At 60.1% G+C, this 18,465-nt stretch carries 18 protein-coding genes; 14 read left to right on the top strand and 4 right to left on the bottom strand.

The window, feature by feature from the left end; genetic code table 11:
* Positions 1-155 precede the first annotated feature (155 nt).
* On the top strand, positions 156-473 hold the full coding sequence (locus tag ACTHND_RS18145; RefSeq protein ID WP_440179378.1) for a hypothetical protein: 318 nt from the start codon (positions 156-158) through the stop codon (positions 471-473).
* A gap of 6 nt (positions 474-479) precedes the next feature.
* Here ACTHND_RS18145 and trpE read toward each other — a convergent pair whose 3' ends face one another.
* Positions 480-1,982, bottom strand: a complete 1,503-nt coding sequence (trpE, locus tag ACTHND_RS18150) for an anthranilate synthase component I (RefSeq protein ID WP_440179579.1) — start codon at positions 1,980-1,982, stop codon at positions 480-482.
* An 11-nt stretch (positions 1,983-1,993) separates the two neighbouring features.
* Positions 1,994-3,922, bottom strand: coding sequence for a SurA N-terminal domain-containing protein (locus ACTHND_RS18155; RefSeq protein ID WP_440179379.1), 1,929 nt, complete (start codon positions 3,920-3,922; stop codon positions 1,994-1,996).
* 318 nt (positions 3,923-4,240) lie between these two features.
* Here ACTHND_RS18155 and tpiA point away from each other — a divergent pair, with 318 nt between their 5' ends.
* From tpiA to ACTHND_RS18175, 4 genes are all read left to right on the top strand, one after another.
* Positions 4,241-4,993, top strand: a complete 753-nt coding sequence (tpiA, locus tag ACTHND_RS18160) for a triose-phosphate isomerase (RefSeq protein ID WP_440179380.1) — start codon at positions 4,241-4,243, stop codon at positions 4,991-4,993.
* Between the two features lie 183 nt (positions 4,994-5,176).
* Entirely contained in the window at positions 5,177-5,782 is a 606-nt protein-coding gene (gene secG / locus ACTHND_RS18165) for a preprotein translocase subunit SecG (protein WP_440179381.1), read from the top strand.
* Between the two features lie 99 nt (positions 5,783-5,881).
* A complete protein-coding gene (locus tag ACTHND_RS18170; RefSeq protein ID WP_440179382.1) occupies positions 5,882-7,516 on the top strand; it encodes a CTP synthase in 1,635 nt (544 codons plus the stop codon).
* An 89-nt stretch (positions 7,517-7,605) separates the two neighbouring features.
* Positions 7,606-7,989, top strand: a complete 384-nt coding sequence (locus ACTHND_RS18175) for a RidA family protein (RefSeq protein WP_440179383.1) — start codon at positions 7,606-7,608, stop codon at positions 7,987-7,989.
* A gap of 19 nt (positions 7,990-8,008) precedes the next feature.
* Here the strand turns inward: ACTHND_RS18175 and ACTHND_RS18180 are convergent, their stop codons facing one another.
* A complete protein-coding gene (locus ACTHND_RS18180; protein ID WP_440179384.1) occupies positions 8,009-8,446 on the bottom strand; it encodes an EamA family transporter in 438 nt (145 codons plus the stop codon).
* Positions 8,447-8,482: 36 nt separating this feature from the next.
* On the opposite strand from ACTHND_RS18180, the gene ACTHND_RS18185 reads away from it, so the two are divergent.
* Positions 8,483-9,010 carry a hypothetical protein gene (locus ACTHND_RS18185; RefSeq protein WP_440179385.1) on the top strand — a complete coding sequence of 176 codons (528 nt, stop codon included), beginning with the start codon at positions 8,483-8,485 and terminating at the stop codon, positions 9,008-9,010.
* A gap of 150 nt (positions 9,011-9,160) precedes the next feature.
* Positions 9,161-9,343, top strand: coding sequence for a 50S ribosomal protein L32 (gene rpmF / locus ACTHND_RS18190; protein ID WP_090643214.1), 183 nt, complete (start codon positions 9,161-9,163; stop codon positions 9,341-9,343).
* Positions 9,344-9,436: 93 nt separating this feature from the next.
* Here rpmF and xth read toward each other — a convergent pair whose 3' ends face one another.
* Positions 9,437-10,216 carry an exodeoxyribonuclease III gene (gene xth / locus ACTHND_RS18195; RefSeq protein ID WP_440179386.1) on the bottom strand — a complete coding sequence of 260 codons (780 nt, stop codon included), beginning with the start codon at positions 10,214-10,216 and terminating at the stop codon, positions 9,437-9,439.
* 157 nt (positions 10,217-10,373) lie between these two features.
* Here xth and ACTHND_RS18200 point away from each other — a divergent pair, with 157 nt between their 5' ends.
* The 7 genes from ACTHND_RS18200 (at position 10,374) to lpdA (ending at position 18,239) form a co-directional block, all read left to right on the top strand.
* Positions 10,374-10,889 (top strand): hypothetical protein, encoded by a 516-nt coding sequence (locus ACTHND_RS18200; protein WP_440179387.1) that lies wholly within the window; start codon positions 10,374-10,376, stop codon positions 10,887-10,889.
* A 93-nt stretch (positions 10,890-10,982) separates the two neighbouring features.
* A complete protein-coding gene (gene eno / locus ACTHND_RS18205) occupies positions 10,983-12,260 on the top strand; it encodes a phosphopyruvate hydratase (protein WP_440179388.1) in 1,278 nt (425 codons plus the stop codon).
* Between the two features lie 479 nt (positions 12,261-12,739).
* Complete coding sequence (locus tag ACTHND_RS18210; RefSeq protein ID WP_440179389.1) at positions 12,740-13,006, top strand: FtsB family cell division protein; 267 nt, start codon at positions 12,740-12,742, stop codon at positions 13,004-13,006.
* Positions 13,007-13,157: 151 nt separating this feature from the next.
* On the top strand, positions 13,158-14,174 hold the full coding sequence (pdhA, locus tag ACTHND_RS18215) for a pyruvate dehydrogenase (acetyl-transferring) E1 component subunit alpha (RefSeq protein ID WP_440179390.1): 1,017 nt from the start codon (positions 13,158-13,160) through the stop codon (positions 14,172-14,174).
* Between the two features lie 5 nt (positions 14,175-14,179).
* On the top strand, positions 14,180-15,538 hold the full coding sequence (locus tag ACTHND_RS18220; protein ID WP_440179391.1) for a pyruvate dehydrogenase complex E1 component subunit beta: 1,359 nt from the start codon (positions 14,180-14,182) through the stop codon (positions 15,536-15,538).
* Positions 15,539-15,550: 12 nt separating this feature from the next.
* Complete coding sequence (locus tag ACTHND_RS18225) at positions 15,551-16,825, top strand: pyruvate dehydrogenase complex dihydrolipoamide acetyltransferase (RefSeq protein ID WP_440179392.1); 1,275 nt, start codon at positions 15,551-15,553, stop codon at positions 16,823-16,825.
* A gap of 13 nt (positions 16,826-16,838) precedes the next feature.
* Entirely contained in the window at positions 16,839-18,239 is a 1,401-nt protein-coding gene (gene lpdA / locus ACTHND_RS18230; protein ID WP_440179393.1) for a dihydrolipoyl dehydrogenase, read from the top strand.
* Positions 18,240-18,465: the final 226 nt, after the last annotated feature.

The following is an 18,465-nucleotide window of genomic DNA, read 5'->3' on the forward strand; positions in this document are numbered from 1 at the left end:
AGCGCATTCCAAAAAGTGTGTTCATGCTATCGTGCACTTTTTGGATAAAATGCGCGACCAGGCAAGCAGCCGTATGTAAGCAAAAGCGCCGGGCTTTCCAAGCCTAAACGTCAGAAGACTTTTGCGACGTGGCAAATATGCTTAAGCTTCCGCTCATGGAAACGATTCGGGACATAGCAGAGACGGTACAGCCAGACGGACGCCTTGATGAGCGCCTGGACACGGCACAGGATCTGTTACGTGCGCCTGCCCGTAACCGACTGCCGGGTGTCGTGCCATTGCTGGCCGGTTGCGCCTTTATCGGTGCGGCGACCCTGCTGGCTTACGTCTTTACCCAAAGTCCCGCGCTCAGCCCCGCCAGCAGCAAGCCTGTGGCGGCAGGTAAGCCGGCCATGCCCGCTGGCAAGGCCGACTTTGAGCTGTCCGGCACGCCGAAAGAGGCGGTGCCGGTCGGCAGCGAATCCGCGCGGTAAAGCCCATCAGTTCTGCTGATAATTATAGCGCCAGGCGTCCTGGGCGGCCTTGATGAGCGCACCGGCCTTATGGCAGGTTTCCTCATATTCCGTCTGGGGCACGCTGTCAGCCACCACGCCGGCGCCGGCCTGGACGTACATCATCCGGTCCTTGAAGAGCGCCGTACGCAGGACGATGCAGATATCGACACTGCCTCCGCTGGAGATATAACCGACGCCGCCGCCATAGACGACGCCGCGTTTGACCGATTCCAACTCGTCGATGATCTCCATGGCGCGCACCTTGGGCGCACCGGACAGCGTACCGGCGGGCAGGGCAGCCAGGAGGGCGTCGACCGCGTCGATATCATCCGGTGCATCGCCTTCGACATTGGAGACGATGTGCATGACATGGCTGTAGCGCTCGATGACGAACTTTTCGGTGACGCGCACGCTGGCCGGTTTGGCAATGCGACCGACATCGTTGCGGCCGAGATCGAGCAGCATCAGGTGTTCGGAGAGCTCCTTCGGATCAGCCAGCAGTTCGGCTTCCAGTGCCTTGTCCTGTTCCGGCGTCTTGCCACGCGGACGGGTGCCGGCGATCGGGCGGATGGTCAACTTTCCATCGCGTACGCGCACCAGAATTTCCGGCGATGAGCCGGCCAACTGGAACTCACCGAAATTCAGGTAATAGAGGTAGGGTGAGGGATTGTGGCGGCGTAAGGAACGATAGAACGAGAACGGATCTAGGTTGAACGGCGCTTCGAAGCGGTGGCTCGGCACGACCTGGAAGATGTCGCCGGCGGCGATATATTCCTTGGATGCCTCGACCATGCGGCCGTAATCAAGCGCCGAGGTCGGCGACATCAGCGGTTCCTGGCGATGGTCGGTGGCCGTCGGCTGGGCGGCCAGCGGCACGCGCAGGTCGGCCTCGACGGCATCGAGGCGGCCAAGCGCTGCGCTGTAGGCATCCTGGGCCTTGCGGTCATCCGGCCAGACCGGGCTGGCCAGCAGGATCTCGTGGGCCACGTTATCGAAGACGCAGATCACCGACGGGCGGACCAGGCAGGCGTCCGGCAGGTTTAGCGGATCGGGATTGGCGGCGCCAAGCGGTTCCATCAGGCGGATCATGTCATATCCGAAGACACCGAACAGGCCGGAGACCATGGGCGGCAGACCTTCGGGTATATCCATGCGGTTAGCGGCGACAAGCGCACGCAGGGACTCCAGTGTGGGCTTTTCTTCCGGCGTATAGACGGCTTTGGCAATATCGTTTCCGGTGGCCCGTTCGGCCTTTTCGCCGAAGCAGCGCCAGACGAGATCCGGCGACAGGGTGATGATCGAATAGCGGCCAGACAGGGCGCCGCCTTCGACCGATTCAAACAGGAAGGAGTAGGGGCGGCTGCGCGACAGCTTGAGATAGGCCGAAACCGGTGTTTCCAGGTCGTCGATCAGCTTGCGGCAAACGATATAGGGCTTGCCGGCCTCATAAGCTTTGGTAAAGGCGCCTTCGCTGGCGGCAAAAGTCACGGCCTCTCTGATCACTTCAGTTTCTTTTCGGTCTTAATGGTCTTGGGGTCCGGCGGGGTGACGCCGAGCGCCACGACGGCGGTGTTCGGATAAAGCTGCGTCTTGACAACCGTGCGGGCGTCATTACGCGTGGTCAGGGCGATATCGCGCTGGATGCTTTGTGTCATCTGGCCGCGAATGGCGGTCGACATCGCATTGGCCTGTTGCGCATCGGCCTGGTGGATGGCGTCGATATGGCCGACGGCGATATTGACCTGATTGAGCGGCACAGAGAAATTCTCGTTGGCTTCGCCGCCGAAGATGCGGCCAGCGAGGGCCTGGGGCAGGCCGGACTGCTGGACCATGGCCCGGTTCAGGCCATTGAGCGGCTTGATCGGCGCATTGAGGCTGGCGGCGACAGCGGCGAAGGATTCGCCCTTCTTCAGGCGAGCCAGGGCTTCGTCGGCCTTGGCCTGGACCAGGCCGGCGACCTTTTCGGCCATCCAGTACTGCGCCAGTTCACCCTTGATCTGCTCCAGCGGCGGGGCGCCGGCGGGCTTCACGGCGTCGAGACGGACGGCGAAATACTGGCCTTCGCCGAGTTCCTCGACATCCGACGCCGAACCGGCCGAGGGCAGGTCGTAGATGGCTTTTACCAGCGGGGCGAATTTCGAGTAGTTGACCTGTGGATTGTTGGTCTGGCCTTGCGCGGTCATCGGCTCCAGCTTGACGACGGTCAGGCCCAGTTCTTTGGCCGTGGCGTTGAAATCCTTGCCGGCGCGGATGGCGTCGGAGAAGGTGTTCGAATCCTTGTTGACGCGGTTGGCGGCCTGTTCCTTGACATAGTCCTGGGCCAGTTGGGCGTGGACGCTTTCATAGGAGGGCGTGGCTCCAGTCTTGATGTCGCCCATCCTGATGACGGCATAACCGAGTTCGCCCTGGATGGCGCCGGATATCTCACCGGTTTTCAGTCCGAAAGCGGCAGCGGCAATCTTGGCATCAGGTACGGCGGTCTGCGGCTTCTGGTCATAGGTGATGACCTGGCCCTTGTGCGCCTTGGCGGCCTGTTCGGGCGTCTGACCGGCTTTCAGGGCGGCGGAAATAGCGTTGGCGTCGCCGGCCGACTGCGTGGTGACCTGCACAAATGAACGTGTTTCCGGCGTTACCAGGGTCTTCAGGCGATCATCGTACATCTTGCGCACGGCGGCTTCATCGATGGTGATCGATTTCAGGTAGTCGTTCGGATCGAAACGCACGACCGAAGCCTGACGCAGTTCCGGCATCTGCAATTGTTCAAGGCGCGACTTGTAGAAAGCGGCGATGTCGGCATCGGTTGGTGCAGCCGGCATCGTGATGTTCTTTTCATTGACGACAAAGATACTGGCGTCGCGGTTTTGCAGGGTCATGGCGGCCTGCGAGGCGGCGTAGATACGCGGGGCCTTGAAGCCGGCGACGGCGGCGGTGAAATATTGCTGGCTGGCGATCTGGTCGGCGATCTCGTCTTCGAGCTGCTTCTCGGTCATCTGGTTGCGCGCCAGCATCATCCGGTAGGTGTCCTTGTCGAAGCGACCGGTCACACTGTTGAAGAAGGCGGGGATCTTGGCGATTTCAGCGACGATCATCTTGGCGGAGGGCTTCACGCCGATCGAATCAAGCCAGGCGGCGAAGGCGGTCTGGTCAGCCAGTTCGTTCAGCATCTGCACATGTTGGCCACTTTCGACGAATTCGTCGTTGCTGATCGTTTGGCCCTGATTCTGTTCGGAATAGCCTTGCTTGTACTGTTCGAACTTGGCCTTGAATTCATTGGCCGAGACGGAACGGTCGCCGGCTTCGATGACCTTGTCGCCGCCCATCTTGCCGAAGACGTCGCGCAGGCCGAAAATGGCGAACGAGGCGACCAGCAACACCATCAAGCCTTTAAAAACCCATGACTTGGTGAATTCTCGGAAGAGGGTGATCATCGCTATATCTATCCTGTAGACGAGGCCGGAACAGGGCTCGCAAGTCGCAGTCAGCCCCAGGGCCGCCATATGTGGCTGTGTCTTACGGCACGAATAAGGCTGTTACAAAGGGAATTTATTCGTTTCAAGGATTTTCTTGTCAACGCACCTGGATGCCCTGCCTTGCAGTTAGCCTTGAAGTTTCGCTTGGCTTGCAGGCGACTGGCGGTCTATGTTTTACGCACGTCACGCACCCGACGCCGGACAATCGCTCGCCAGAAGCGGTAATGGTGTTTTTCCGGGTGATGGCCAAAAAACAAACCAGCATAAGACGAGTTAATGCCACATCGACATCTTATCGCGGGCAACTGGAAAATGAACGGGGTTAAAGCCTCGCTCGCCGTTGCCGAAGCGATCGCCGCGCAAAGCCGAAGCCACTCGGCGCGCGTAGCCCTCTTTCCCCCCGCCACCCTCCTGCCGCTCATGGCCGATGTCCTGAAGGGGACGGATATCATACTGGGTGGCCAGGATTGCCACCACGCCGATTCCGGCGCCTATACCGGTGATATTTCCGCCGCCATGCTGAAGGACGCTGGCGCCTCCATGGTCATTCTTGGCCATTCCGAACGCCGGCATGGCCATCTGGAGCCGTGCGCCCTGGTGGCCCGGAAGGTCCAGGCGGCGCTGCGGGCCGGACTGGAGCCGATCATCTGCATCGGCGAAACGCTTGACCAGCGGCAGGGCGGGCTGACCATACCGGTTTTGTCGCGTCAACTGGCCGACAGCCTGCCCGATGAACTGGCGGACCGGCCTTTCCAGGTCTCCTATGAGCCGGTCTGGGCCATAGGCACCGGTCTGATTGCCTCGGACGCGCAGATACTGGAGGCGTTTGCCCTGATACGCCGGTATCTGGACCAGCGTTTTGGCGCTCACGTCGCGCCGCATCTTCTTTACGGCGGCTCGGTAAAGGCGTCTAACGCGGGGCAGGTGCTGGCTCTGGAGGGGGTCAGTGGCGCCCTGGTCGGCGGTGCGTCACTGACGGTTGAAGACTTTATGCCCATTATAGCTGCCGCCGACATCGCACCGGTCTGATGTTTATGCCGGGTGTTTGTTTATGGCGGGGCTTGTAATCGTCCGCGTCCGCCATATTTTGGCTGTGTTATCGCCGCTTGCCCTATAGCCATTCGCGTAAAGGGATGCTAAGGGCGTGCAACTTCCCGCGCCGGACCTCCGGTGGCGGGCGCGTATCCGTGATCGAGAATATAAAGACCTGACATGCTGTTTGCCATTCTTTTGACCATCCAAATCATCGTCAGCGTCAGTATGGCGGGACTGATTCTCATCCAGCGTTCCGAAGGCGGCGCGCTCGGCATGGGCGGCGGTGGCGGTGGCGGATTCATGTCTGCCCGCGGTGCCGGCAACCTGCTCACCAGGGCGACGGCGATCCTGGCCTTTATCTTCTTCGCCAATTCCATCGGCCTGACCATTGTCGGCAATTTCTCGACCCGCCAGACCTCGGCGGTTGACAAGGTCGATACCAGCGGCCTGACGGTCAACACCTCCAACCAACCGGCGGCGCCGGCGGCTCAGACCAGCGCCTCGGCCGCGCCGTCTCTGAGTGATTTGCCCCTGGCGGGGGCTGCACCTGCTGCCTCTTCGACCGCGCCGGCCGCACCGGCTCTGAACAGCAAGCCGGCTGTCCTGCCGGCGCCGCTCAAGCTGCCTGCCAACTCTTCGGTGTCGAGTTCGGTTTCGGCCAAGCAGGTCGAAAAGGCCAAGGAAAGCATCTGGGCGTCCTCGTCTTCGGCAAGCTCAAAGGCGCCGGCCGCCTCTTCCGCGGCTACGCCTTCCAGCGCCGCCACTTCTTCGGCTTCGAAGTAAACTGACCTGGGGCGCAAGCCTCCGATTTTCAAAACCTGTTTCCGACCCACGGAGGGCAACTTCCGTGGGTTATCTCTGATTTTATGGTAACTATCTGATATGGCCCGTTTCGTTTTCATCACTGGCGGGGTGGTTTCCTCGCTTGGCAAGGGGCTGGCCTCGGCGGCTCTGGGGGCTTTGCTTCAGGCGCGTGGCTTCAAGGTTCGCCTGCGCAAGCTGGACCCTTATCTGAACGTCGATCCGGGCACGATGTCGCCCTATCAGCACGGCGAAGTCTTCGTCACCGACGATGGCGCTGAAACCGACCTCGACCTCGGCCACTATGAGCGCTTCACCGGCGTCAACGCACGTAAGAGCGACAACATCACGACCGGCCGTATCTATTCCAACATCATCGAGAAGGAACGCCGCGGCGACTATCTCGGTGCCACTGTGCAGGTCGTTCCGCACGTCACCGACCAGATCAAGCAGTTTGTGGTCTCCGATCAGGGCGATGCCGACTTTATCCTCGTGGAAATTGGCGGCACGGTGGGCGATATCGAAGGTCTTCCGTTCTTTGAAGCGATCCGCCAGCTTGGCCAGGAACTGCCGCGCCGCCAGTGCTGCTTTATCCATTTGACGCTTCTGCCGTTCGTCAAGACGGCCGGCGAGATGAAGACCAAGCCGACCCAGCACTCGGTCAAAGAATTGCGCTCCATCGGCATCCAACCCGATATCCTGCTGTGCCGCTGCGAACAGGAGATTCCGCCCGAGGAGCGCCGCAAGATCGGCCTGTTCTGTAATGTCCGCGAGACGGCTGTCATTCAGGCGATGGATTCGGAAAACATCTACGCCGTGCCGATTGATTATCACAAGCAGGGCCTCGATACCGAGGTGCTGAATGTCTTCGGCATGGACGATGCGGCGGCACCCGATCTCGGCCTGTGGAAGGATATCACCCAGCGTTACCAGTATCCCGATGGCGAGGTCTCGATCGCGGTTGTCGGCAAGTATACGGTGCTGAAGGACGCGTACAAATCGCTGATCGAGGCGCTTTACCACGGTGGCATGGCCAATAATGTCCGGGTCAAGATCGACTGGGTCGAATCGGAAACCTTCGAGGGCGCGCCGGATGCGGTGATCGAGCGGCTGGAAAACGTCCACGCTATCCTGGTGCCGGGTGGTTTTGGCGAGCGCGGCGCGCTTGGCAAGATCGAGGCGGCGCGCTTTGCGCGTGAGAACAATGTGCCCTATTTTGGCATCTGTTTCGGGATGCAGATGGCGGTGCTGGAAACGGCACGTCACCTGGCCGGCATCAAGGATGCCTCATCGACCGAGTTTGGTCATACCAGCGAACCGGTGGTCGGTTTGATGACCGAATGGCTGAACGGCAACGAACTGACCCAGCGCGCCGCCGGCGGCAATCTGGGCGGCACCATGCGTCTGGGCGCCTTCGACGCGAAGTTGAAGGAAGGCAGCCAAGTGGCTGAAATCTATGGCGGTACGGACGTTTCCGAGCGCCATCGCCACCGCTATGAAGTCAACCGCGACTATATCGAGCGCCTTGAAGCTTGCGGTTTGCAATTCAGCGGCATGTCGCCGGATGGCCTGCTGCCGGAAATCGTTGAGCGCCCGGATCATCCGTGGTTCATCGGCGTACAGTATCACCCTGAACTGAAGTCGCGGCCGTTCGCGCCGCATCCGCTGTTTTCCAGCTTTATCGCCGCCGCCAAGGTACGCAGCCGGCTGGTATAAAACTGAACCACCAATAGACACGAATGCACACGAATATTCGTGTCTATTGGTGTTCATTCGTGGTTTCCCTTTAAAAGGAGGAATTGCCCATGCCCCGTCAGCTTATCTCATCCGGTTCGCCGTTCGAGCCTGAAATCGGCTTTTCCCGCGCTGTGCGTTCGGGCAACCGCATCGAAGTGTCCGGCACGGCGCCGATCCGCGACGGCAAGGTGGCCGGCACGGATGCTTACGAGCAGACCAAAGCGGCGCTGGAAATCATCATCAAGGCGGTGGAAGCGGCCGGCGGCAAGGCCACGGACATCATCCGCACGCGCATCTTCCTCACCGATATGAGCCTGTGGAAGGACGCAGCTAAAGCCCACGGCGAACTGTTCGGCGAGATCCGTCCGGCCTCCAGCTTTATCGGCACCAGCGCCCTGATCAATCCGGAATGGCTGGTCGAAATCGAGGCCTCGGCCCAGATTGAAGCGTAAGAGAGGGCGGTTGCCTCTCTTAAAGACGCCAGGCGACTAGAATCGCGCCGGTAGCGATAAGACCGACACCGATCCAGTTCGGGAATGACAGTTTCTCGCCAAGGAATAATACGGCAAAAACCGAGACGAATACGACGCTCAGTTTGTCGATCGGGGCGACGCGAGCGGCATCCCCCAGCTTTAATGCGTGAAAATAGCAGAACCAGGACGCCCCTGTCGCCAGCCCCGACAGGATCAGGAATTGCCAACTGCGATTGGAAATGCTGCCGGGACTTTGCCAGCTTTGCGTTATCAGGACAAATGCGATAGCGGCGATCACAATAACGACTGTACGGATCAAGGTAGCCATGTTGGAGTTGAGGGATTCCACGCCTGCCTTGGCAAAGATGGCGGTCAATGCGGCAAAAGCCGCTGACAGGACTGCCCAAAAGGGCCATGACAGTGTTATAGACTTCACGTGCATTCCTTTCATGATCGGACTTAGCGCAGTGTCATGCTTCTGAAAGACCAACTCGGACTTCTGCCACGGTTTCTCTATGTTGTGATAGGCATAGTTTTGGCCGCGGCGGCGATCAGCAGTGATTATCATGACTGGGCCTTGATTGAGGCGGGCAAGGTGCCGCCGTTTGGTTTTGTCCTGATCAATATGGTGGCCCTGCCTCTGGCAGCCGGCATTATCCTGTGGGCCTGTATCGGCCGTCATCGGGAATGGCGGGTGTCCGATGGCCAGATTCGTATCCGTCTGCTGAGCCTGACCTCATGGCGGAAGACGCATTATATAAAAGCCGAAGATATCCGGGTGCTTACGCCGGAAAGCTACGATCACGAGCGCGCCGGCAGCCGCATCCATCATGGCTGGATTGTCATTCTGACAGACGGGCGGCGGCTGGTTTCACCAAAATCCTTTGACAAGGCAGAGCTTGATCAGGCCAGGTTGCAGATTGAAAGTGAGATGCGCAAGGGCAGGCTGGAGACCGATCCGCTGGCAGAAGCCAGTCGCGCGAATGGTCTTTCGGGCTGAAAATCGCCATTTCCGGGCGATTATCCCTTGATCCCATATCCAACATGGGGCATAAGGCGCGCCTTCTGACTCACATACTGTGCGTCGCAACCTTATTTTGTGCCTGCTGGCTTTGCGGTCCAGGCCTTTGACCTTAAGAGAGACACGGAAATGGCCGTTCCCAAGCGTAAAGTTTCGCCCTCGCGCCGCAATATGCGTCGTTCGCATGATGCGCTGGGCGCCAATGCCTACACCGAAGACAAGGACACCGGCGAACTGCGCCGTCCGCACCATGTCGACCTGAAGACCGGCATGTACAAGGGCCGTCAGGTCATTACGCCGAAGAAGGACTAAACCTTCGGGTTTAGCTTCAGCCGTCAGGTAAAAGACGGCGGCAAAATAAAAAGCAGAAATTAGACGCGGCGCCGGAAACGTAGCCGCGTTTTTTCATTTCGCCGGCGCCAGTTCGATCCACACGGGCGCGTGGTCGCTGGCCTTTTCCCAGCCACGCACGAAACTGTCGACCTCGGCCCGGACGAGGCGCGGGGCGAGGGCAGGGCTTAAGAGCAGGTGGTCGATCCGCAGCCCGGCATCGCGGGCGAAGGCGTTGCGGAAATAGTCCCAGAAGGTGTAGATGCGTTCGCCGGGGTGCATCTGCCGCAAGGCATCGGTCCAGCCCTGCGCCACCAGGGCATGGAAAGCCTGACGAACCTCCGGTTTGAACAGGGCGTCATTCTGCCAGCGTTCGGGCTTGTAGACATCCAGATCGGTCGGCATGACGTTATAATCGCCCGCCAGCACCACTGGCGCGCCGCTTTCCAGCAAACCATTGGCATGTTGCGCCAGGCGCTCGAACCAGCGCAGCTTGTAGGGAAACTTCGGCGTATCGACCGGATTGCCGTTGGGCAGGTAGAGGCAACCAACCACTATGCCGTTCACGGCCGCCTCGATATAGCGGCTATGTGTGTCGTCAGGATCATCCGTAAGGCCCCTCTGCGTTTCAACCAATTTCATGTCGCGGGACAGGATCGCCACGCCGTTCCAGCTTTTCTGACCGTGCCAGATGGCGCCATAACCGGCATCTTCCAGGGCTTTCGCCGGAAAGCGCTCATCCGGTGCCTTCAGTTCCTGAAGGCAGACGACATCGGGTTCGCGTTCCGCCAGCCATTGCAACAGGATCGGTAGCCGGCCATTGATACCATTGACATTGAAGGTGGCGATTTTCATGACAATCTCCTCGCGGATGCAGTGTCAGCCCAACCAGGTAAGGGGGCAATGTGGTTCGATCGTTACCGTATGGGTCATAAAATGAACACTCATGGTCGTCTTATTGCCACGTGCGGACGATCCGCGAGTCTGTTATTTCGAGACGAGGCGTAATACCATGTTCCTGGCTTTACTGGCGGCCGCCGCCCTTTCTCCTGCAAACGCCTATGTCGGGCCGCTGGCGCCGGCGGGGAAGGGCATGGCGCAGTGTTATGCGCCTGACGCGATGGCGAAGACCTGTTCTTCGATGGCGACCTATCATCTCAATGCCGACGGTAGTTTCACCAATAAGGCGACCGTGCTGATTTCAAAAAGCCCGCCGGCCATTCTGGAGATGAATACCAATGTCGAGATCCGGAATGGCGCCGTCTGCGGCACGATCCGCGAGGAAAATATCTCTGGCGCCCGTCTGACGGTCAATGGCACGGATGTGCCGGCGGATCAGGCCCAGCCGGTCCTGGCACGTATCGCCTCCGGCATGGCATCCGTGGTGGGCCACGAAATCTGCACCGCCTATCTCCCCTCCGGCGGCAATCTGGTCGCCAAGGGGACGCTCGACGGCGTGCCCAAGCCGGACCAGGACCAGGTCATGCAGTGGGTCTCGGCATCGGATGGCTATCGAGTCGCGCCGTAATTTCCCAATGGCGCATGAGCGGCGCTTGTCATCGGAGCCCGGCCTTGCTAATGCAGCCCTGCTTTCAGACCGTTTCACATAGCAGGATTCCCCATGCCCGAAATTATCGACGTCGTCGCCCGCGAAATCCTCGACTCCCGTGGCAACCCCACGGTTGAAGTCGATGTCACCCTCGATGACGGCTCGTTCGGCCGTGCGGCAGTGCCTTCCGGCGCTTCGACCGGCGCCCACGAAGCGGTGGAAATGCGAGATGGTGATGCCAAGCGCTATGGTGGCAAGGGCGTCCGCAAGGCGGTTGATGCCGTCAACGGCGAAATCTTCGAGGCCATCGCCGGTTTTGAGGCGCTCGACCAGCGCCGCCTCGACCAGGCCCTGATCAATCTGGATGGTACGCCGAACAAGTCGCGCCTGGGCGCCAACGCCATTCTCGGCGTGTCGCTGGCAGTGGCCCGCGCCGCCGCGCAGTCGTCGGGTCTGCCGCTCTACAAGTATGTCGGCGGCCTGGCCGCCCGCGTCCTGCCGGTGCCGCTGATGAATATCATCAATGGCGGCGCCCACGCCGACAACCCCATCGACATTCAGGAATTCATGATCGTGCCGGCCGGCGCCGAATCGTTCTCGGAAGCTCTGCGCATGGGCGCGGAAATCTTCCATAGCCTGAAGAAGGGCCTGAAGGCCGCCGGCCACAATACCAATGTCGGCGACGAGGGCGGTTTCGCGCCGAACCTGGCTTCGGCCGAGGAGGCGCTCTCTTTCATCATGAAGGCGGGTGAGCAGGCGGGCTACAAGGCCGGTTCTGACTTCTGGCTGGCGCTCGACGTTGCCTCGACTGAGTTCTTCAAGGACGGCAAGTATCATCTGGAAGGCGAGGGCAAGACCCTGACGCCGGTCGAGATGGTCGATTATCTCGAAAACCTGGCCAACAAGTTCCCGATCTGCTCGATCGAGGACGGCATGTCGGAAGACGACTACGAAGGTTGGAGAGAACTGACCGACCGCCTGGGCGACCGTATCCAGCTCGTGGGCGACGATCTCTTCGTCACCAATCCGGATCGCCTGGAAACCGGCATTGTCGAGGGCATGGCCAACTCGATCCTGGTGAAGGTCAACCAGATCGGTACGCTTTCGGAAACCATGGATGCCGTCGATATGGCGCACCGCGCCGGCTACACCTCGGTCATGTCGCACCGTTCGGGCGAAACCGAGGATTCGACCATTGCCGATCTGGCCGTGGCCATGAACTGCGGTCAGATCAAGACCGGTTCGCTGGCGCGTTCTGACCGGACCGCGAAGTACAACCAGCTCCTGCGCATCGAATCGCAACTGGATGATGAAGCGGTTTATGCCGGTGTCGGCGTTATCCGCTGCTGATTTATGGGTAGAACGAAGTAAACGTATAGCGTTCACGAGTGATGGGGGGGCTGTGCCCCCAAGTCTTACTCTCTCCAAAAGAAAACCCGGCCCTGAGGGGCCGGGTTTTCTTTTGGATTAAGGCAAGGTTTGTGGGGCCACAGGCCCCACGCCCCGTAAGTCCACGGTACAAAACTCAGCCTTCATTAACCCTTTTTCGCGTATGCTGCATGCACGTCCGGCGGCGCTTTCTGTCATCAACATGGTGCTTGCACATGCGGGTGCTCACATTTTGACAACAAAGATAAAAACGCCGTGATAAGTCTGATTTTTCAAAAGACATCAGTGATAAATTCTTCTGTGTGCCCCGACATGTTTCGTAACACTATGTTAACCGCGAAGGCTCAAAAAAGGCCATTACGTGTTGCCGCAGTCCAGAAGGGGCTTGAGTAGTGTTTTTTCGTCTGAGGCCATATCTGCCTACCGCCATAATTACGCTCGTGCTGACCTATGTATGCGTTCAGTACCTGACGGGTGATAAAGGATTCTTCTCCCAGGAAGCGCGTAACCACGAGATGGTGGTCAAGGAACAGCATCTTGCGCAGCTTAAAACAGAACGCGCTGATCTTGAAGCGCGCGCCAAATACTTGCGCACGGATAATCTGTCAAAAGATTTACTTGAAGAGCGTGCCCGCGTATTGTTGGGTCTTTCAGAGCCGAAAGCCTACGTTATCCGCGGCCCGATCGTTCAGAACGCTAACTCCTGACCTTTCTTTAGCCCTTTACGCGAAGGCAGGCTTCTCATAAAGGAGGGAAGCCTTTGATTTGCTGCGCCGGGCTTTCCGCGCGGGCGCAGAGGGCCGCTATGTTTCAAGGCCGGATATAAATCGGCCGTAGTTTTTGTTATGGGAGATGTCCATGGCGCGTGCCGCCCAGAAAGACAGCAAAACCGATACTGGCAAGAAGCTGAGCAATGTCTCCAAAGACGACCTGCTGAAATATTACCGGGAAATGGTGCTGATCCGCCGCTTTGAAGAGCGCGCCGGCCAACTCTACGGCATGGGCCTGATCGGTGGTTTCTGCCACCTGTATATCGGTCAGGAAGCCGTCGCTGTCGGCATGTATGCCGCCGCGGAAAAGGGCGACCAGGTCATCACCGGTTACCGCGACCACGGCCACATGCTGGCTGCCGGCATGGACCCGAAGGAAGTCATGGCCGAACTGACCGGCCGGATCGGTGGCTCTTCGAAGGGGAAGGGCGGTTCGATGCACATGTTCGACATCGAAGCCGGCTTCTTCGGCGGCCACGGCATTGTGGGCGCCCAGGTATCGCTCGGCACCGGCCTGGCCTTCGCTGACTTTTATCGCCAAAACGGCAATGTCTCCTTCACCTATTTCGGCGATGGCGCGGCCAATCAGGGCCAGGTTTATGAAAGCTTCAACATGGCCCAGCTCTGGAAGCTGCCGGTCGTGTATGTGATCGAAAACAACGAATACGCCATGGGCACCTCTCTGGCCCGCGCCTCCGCTACGGTCAACCTATCGCAGCGCGGCGCCTCGTTCGGCATTCCTGGTGAAACGGTCGACGGCATGGATGTTTTTGCGGTGAAGGACGCCGCCGAGCGCGCCGCCGAGCACGCCCGTTCGGGCAAGGGCCCGTATATCCTCGAAATGAAGACCTACCGCTATCGCGGTCACTCCATGTCCGATCCGGCCAAGTACCGCTCGAAGGACGAGGTCGATGAGGTCAAGGCGACCCGCGACCCTATCGACCACATCAAGACCATGCTGCAACAGGCCGGCGTGGCCGAAGACGAGATCAAGGCGATCGATAACGACGTGAAGGCCATTGTGCTGGAAGCGGTTGATTTCGCCCAGACGAGCCCGGAACCCGATCCGTCCGAACTGTACACCGACGTTTACCTTGAGGCGTAACTGAAATGACTGATATTCTCATGCCCGCGCTCTCTCCGACCATGGAAGAGGGCACGCTCGCCAAGTGGCTCGTCAAGGTTGGCGACACTGTATCCGCCGGCGACGTGATCGCCGAAATCGAAACCGACAAGGCGACGATGGAAGTCGAAGCCGTCGATGAAGGCAAGATTGAAGCCCTGCTGGTCGATGCCGGCACCGAAGGCGTCAAGGTCAATACGCCGATCGCCCGCCTCGAAGGTGGGGTGGCAAGCGCCACCAGGCAAAACTCGCCTGCGCCTGTTGCCGCTGAGGCGCCTCAAGCGGCACCGGTTTCTGCTCCAGCCTCTGCCAAGCCCGCCGCCGCGCCGGTGGAATCGCTGCCCGATTGGCCGGAAGGCACGCCGACCGTCAAGATCACTGTCCGTGACGCCCTGCGCGACGCCATCGCCGAAGAAATGCGCCGCGACGACAAGGTCTTCCTGATGGGTGAAGAAGTCGCGCAGTACCAGGGCGCCTACAAGGTTTCCCGTAACCTGCTCGAAGAGTTCGGCGATCGCCGCGTCATCGACACCCCGATCACCGAAATGGGCTTTGCCGGTATCGGTTCGGGCGCGGCCATGGCCGGTCTCAAGCCGATAATCGAGTTCATGACGTTTAACTTCGCCATGCAGGCCATTGATCACATTATCAATTCCTCGGCCAAGACCCTCTACATGTCCGGCGGCCAGATCAAGTCGTCGATCGTTTTCCGCGGTCCGAACGGCGCCGCCTCGCGCGTCGCCGCCCAGCACAGCCATGACTATTCGTCGTGGTACGCCAACGTGCCCGGCCTGAAGGTCATCGCGCCCTATGACGCTGCCGACGCCAAGGGCCTGCTCAAGGCCGCCATCCGCGATCCGAACCCGGTCGTCTTCCTCGAACACGAGATGATGTACGGCAACGAGTTCGACCTGCCCGAGATCGAAGACTTCGTCCTGCCGATCGGCAAGGCCAAGATCCAGAAGGAAGGCAAGGACGTCACCATCGTTGCGCACTCGCGCATGGTCGGTTTCGCCCTGAAGGCCGCCGAACAACTGGCCGCTGAAGGTATCGACGCCGAAGTCGTCAACCTGCGCACCCTGCGTCCGCTGGATACCGATACCGTCGTCGCTTCGGTGCGCAAGACCAACCGCCTGGTTACGGTCGAAGAAGGCTGGGGGCCATGCGGCATCGGCGCCGAAGTCGCTGCCCGCGTGACCGCCGAAGCCTTTGACGATCTCGATGCCCCCCCGGCCCGTGTCCACCAGGAAGACGTGCCGATGCCTTACGCCGCCAACCTCGAAGCCATGACCGTGCCCAGCGTTGAAAAGATCATCGCCGCCGTCAAACACGTCTCGTACAAGTAAGGGGAGCCCAGCATGACTGATATCCTGATGCCGGCCCTTTCGCCTACGATGGAAGAGGGCATTCTGGCCAAGTGGCACGTCAAGGTGGGGGACACCGTCTCCGCCGGCGACGTGATCGCGGAAATCGAAACCGACAAAGCGACGATGGAAGTCGAAGCCGTCGATGAAGGTACGATCGAGGCCATCCTCGTCGAAGCCGGCACCGAAGGCGTGAAGGTCAATACGCCGATCGCCCGCCTGTCGGGTGATGCAGCCGCACCGGCGCCTAAAGCTGCCGCTGTTGAAGCCCCAAAAGCGGAGGCCCCCAAGGCCGCTGCTGCCCCGGCACCCGTGGCCGCCACTCCGGCGGCTGCCGCTGCACCGGTCGCTTCTGGTCCGCGCGTTGCCGCTTCGCCGCTGGCCCGCCGCCTGGCCGAGATCAACAAGCTCGACCTGAAGGCCATCACCGGCTCTGGTCCGCATGGCCGCGTGATCAAGCGCGACATCGAAGCCGCCCTGGCTTCGGGCACCGGCAAGGCCGCACCGGCCGCTGGTGGCGCTGCCCCGGCGGCCGAACCGCGCAAGGTACAATCGCTGGAGCAACTGGGCATCCCGGCCGGTTCCTACGATCTGGTTCCGCTCGACAACATGCGCAAGGTCATCGCCCGTCGCCTGACCGAAAGCTTCCGCGACATCCCGCACTTCCCGCTGACTGTCGATATCGAACTCGACAACCTGCTGGCAGCGCGCACCAAGATCAACACCGCGCTGGAATCCCAGGGCGTGAAGGTCTCGGTGAATGACATCGTAATCAAGGCCGTGGCCCTGGCGCTCAAGCAGGTGCCGGAAGCCAATGCCTCCTTCACTCCGGATGGCATCGCTCTGCATCACAATGCCGACGTCGCCATGGCCGTGGCCATCGATGGCGGCCTGATCACCCCGATCATCCGCAAGGCCGAAACCAAGTCTCTGGCCCAGATCGCCCGCGAGACCAAGGACCTGGCCACGCGCGCCCGCGAGCGGAAGCTGAAGCCGGAAGAGTTCCAGGGCGGCACCTTCTCGGTGTCCAATCTGGGCATGTTCGGCATCAAGCAGTTCGCCTCGATCATCAACGAGCCGCAGGGGTGCATTCTGTCGGTCGGTGCCGGCGAACAGCGTCCGGTCGTAAAGAACGGCGCGCTGGCCGTGGCTACGGTCATGACCGTGACCCTGACCTGCGACCACCGCGTCGTCGACGGTTCCATCGGCGCCAAGTACATTACGGCGCTGAAGAACCTGCTCGAAGATCCTATCAAGATGTTGGCGTAAGGAGCTGAAAACAATGACATATGATCTCGTAGTCATCGGCTCCGGACCTGGCGGTTACGAAGGCGCTATCCGTGCCTCGCAAAACGGCCTGAAGGTCGCCATCGTTGAGCGTGAACTGCTGGGCGGCATCTGCCTGAACTGGGGCTGTATCCCTACCAAGGCGCTGCTGAAATCGGCCGAAGTGTTCGACAAGATCAATCACCTCGGTGATTACGGCCTGACCGGTGAAAAGCCCGGCTTCGACTTTGAGAAGGTCGTGGCGCGTTCGCGTGCTGTTGCCAAGCAGCTCAATGGCGGCGTCGGCTACCTGATGAAGAAGAACAAGATCGACGTGATCGAAGGCTTCGCCACGCTGGAACCCGGCAAGGACGCCCCCAAGGTTCGCGTGAAGCTGAACAAGGGCGGCGAACAGGTCGTCGAAGCCAAGAACGTCATGCTGGCTGTCGGTGCGCGCGCGCGTGAAATCCCCGCCATCGGTGCGGTTTCGGATGGCGATCGCATCTGGACCTACCGCAATGCCCTGTCGCCCAACCGTATGCCCAAGTCGCTGGTCGTCATCGGCTCCGGCGCTATCGGGATCGAATTCGCCAGCTTTTACAGGTCGTTAGGCGCGGAAGTTACAGTGGTGGAAGCCCTGGACCGCATCCTGCCGGTCGAGGACAAGGAAGTTTCCGCCGAAGCTCAGAAGGCTTTTGAAAAGCGCGGCTTCAAGTTCCGCATCGGCGCCAAGGTCACCAAGGTCGAGAAGTCCGCTTCCGGCGTGAAGGTCTCGGTCGAGGTCGGCGGCAAGGCCGAAGTGTTAGAGGCCGAAGGCTGCATCGTCGCTGTCGGTATCGTCGCCAACACCGAGAACCTGGGCCTGGAAAAGCTGGGCGTCGAGATGGACCGTGGTCACATCAAGAACGACAGCCACGGCAAGACCAATGTCAAGGGGCTGTACGCTATCGGCGACTGCGCCGGACCGCCCTGGCTGGCCCACAAGGCGAGCCACGAGGCCGTTCACGCTGCCGACTATATGGCCGGCAAGAAGCTCTCCAACCTCAATCCGCCGATCCCCGGCTGCACCTACGCCACGCCGGAAGTGGCCTCCGTCGGCATCACCGAGCAGGGCGCCAAGGAAAAGGGCCTGGACGTCAAGATCGGTCGCTTCCCGTTCAAGGCCAACGGCAAGGCGATTGCCGCCGGCGAGCCGGGTGGCTTCGTGAAGGTGATCTTCGACAAGAAGACCGGCGCACTTTTGGGCGCTCACCTGATTGGCGCCAACGTCACGGAAATGGTGCAGGGCTTCTGCCTGGCGATTACCATGGAAGCGACGGAAGAGGACCTGCAAGGCACCGTCTTCCCGCACCCGACCATGTCGGAAGCCATCCTCGAAGCCTCGCTCGACGCCGATGGCCGGATGATCAATCTCTGAGGATTCACTCAGAAGGTATTGAGTTTAAAGCCGTCTCGGGTGACCGGGACGGCTTTTCGATTGGCAAGTTCAGCGTCAGACGATAGCGGTAGCGTGAGACGATCAGGGATATCTGTGCAATCTGTGGATACTCTTCTTGCAGATGTCGGAACTCGCGGAACGGTCTTTTTGATCCACAGATTACACAGATGTTCAGGGTGATTTCACGCTACCGCTATCGCCGGAG

It is taken from the genome of Asticcacaulis sp. (genome assembly GCF_051954415.1).
GTDB lineage: Bacteria > Pseudomonadota > Alphaproteobacteria > Caulobacterales > Caulobacteraceae > Asticcacaulis.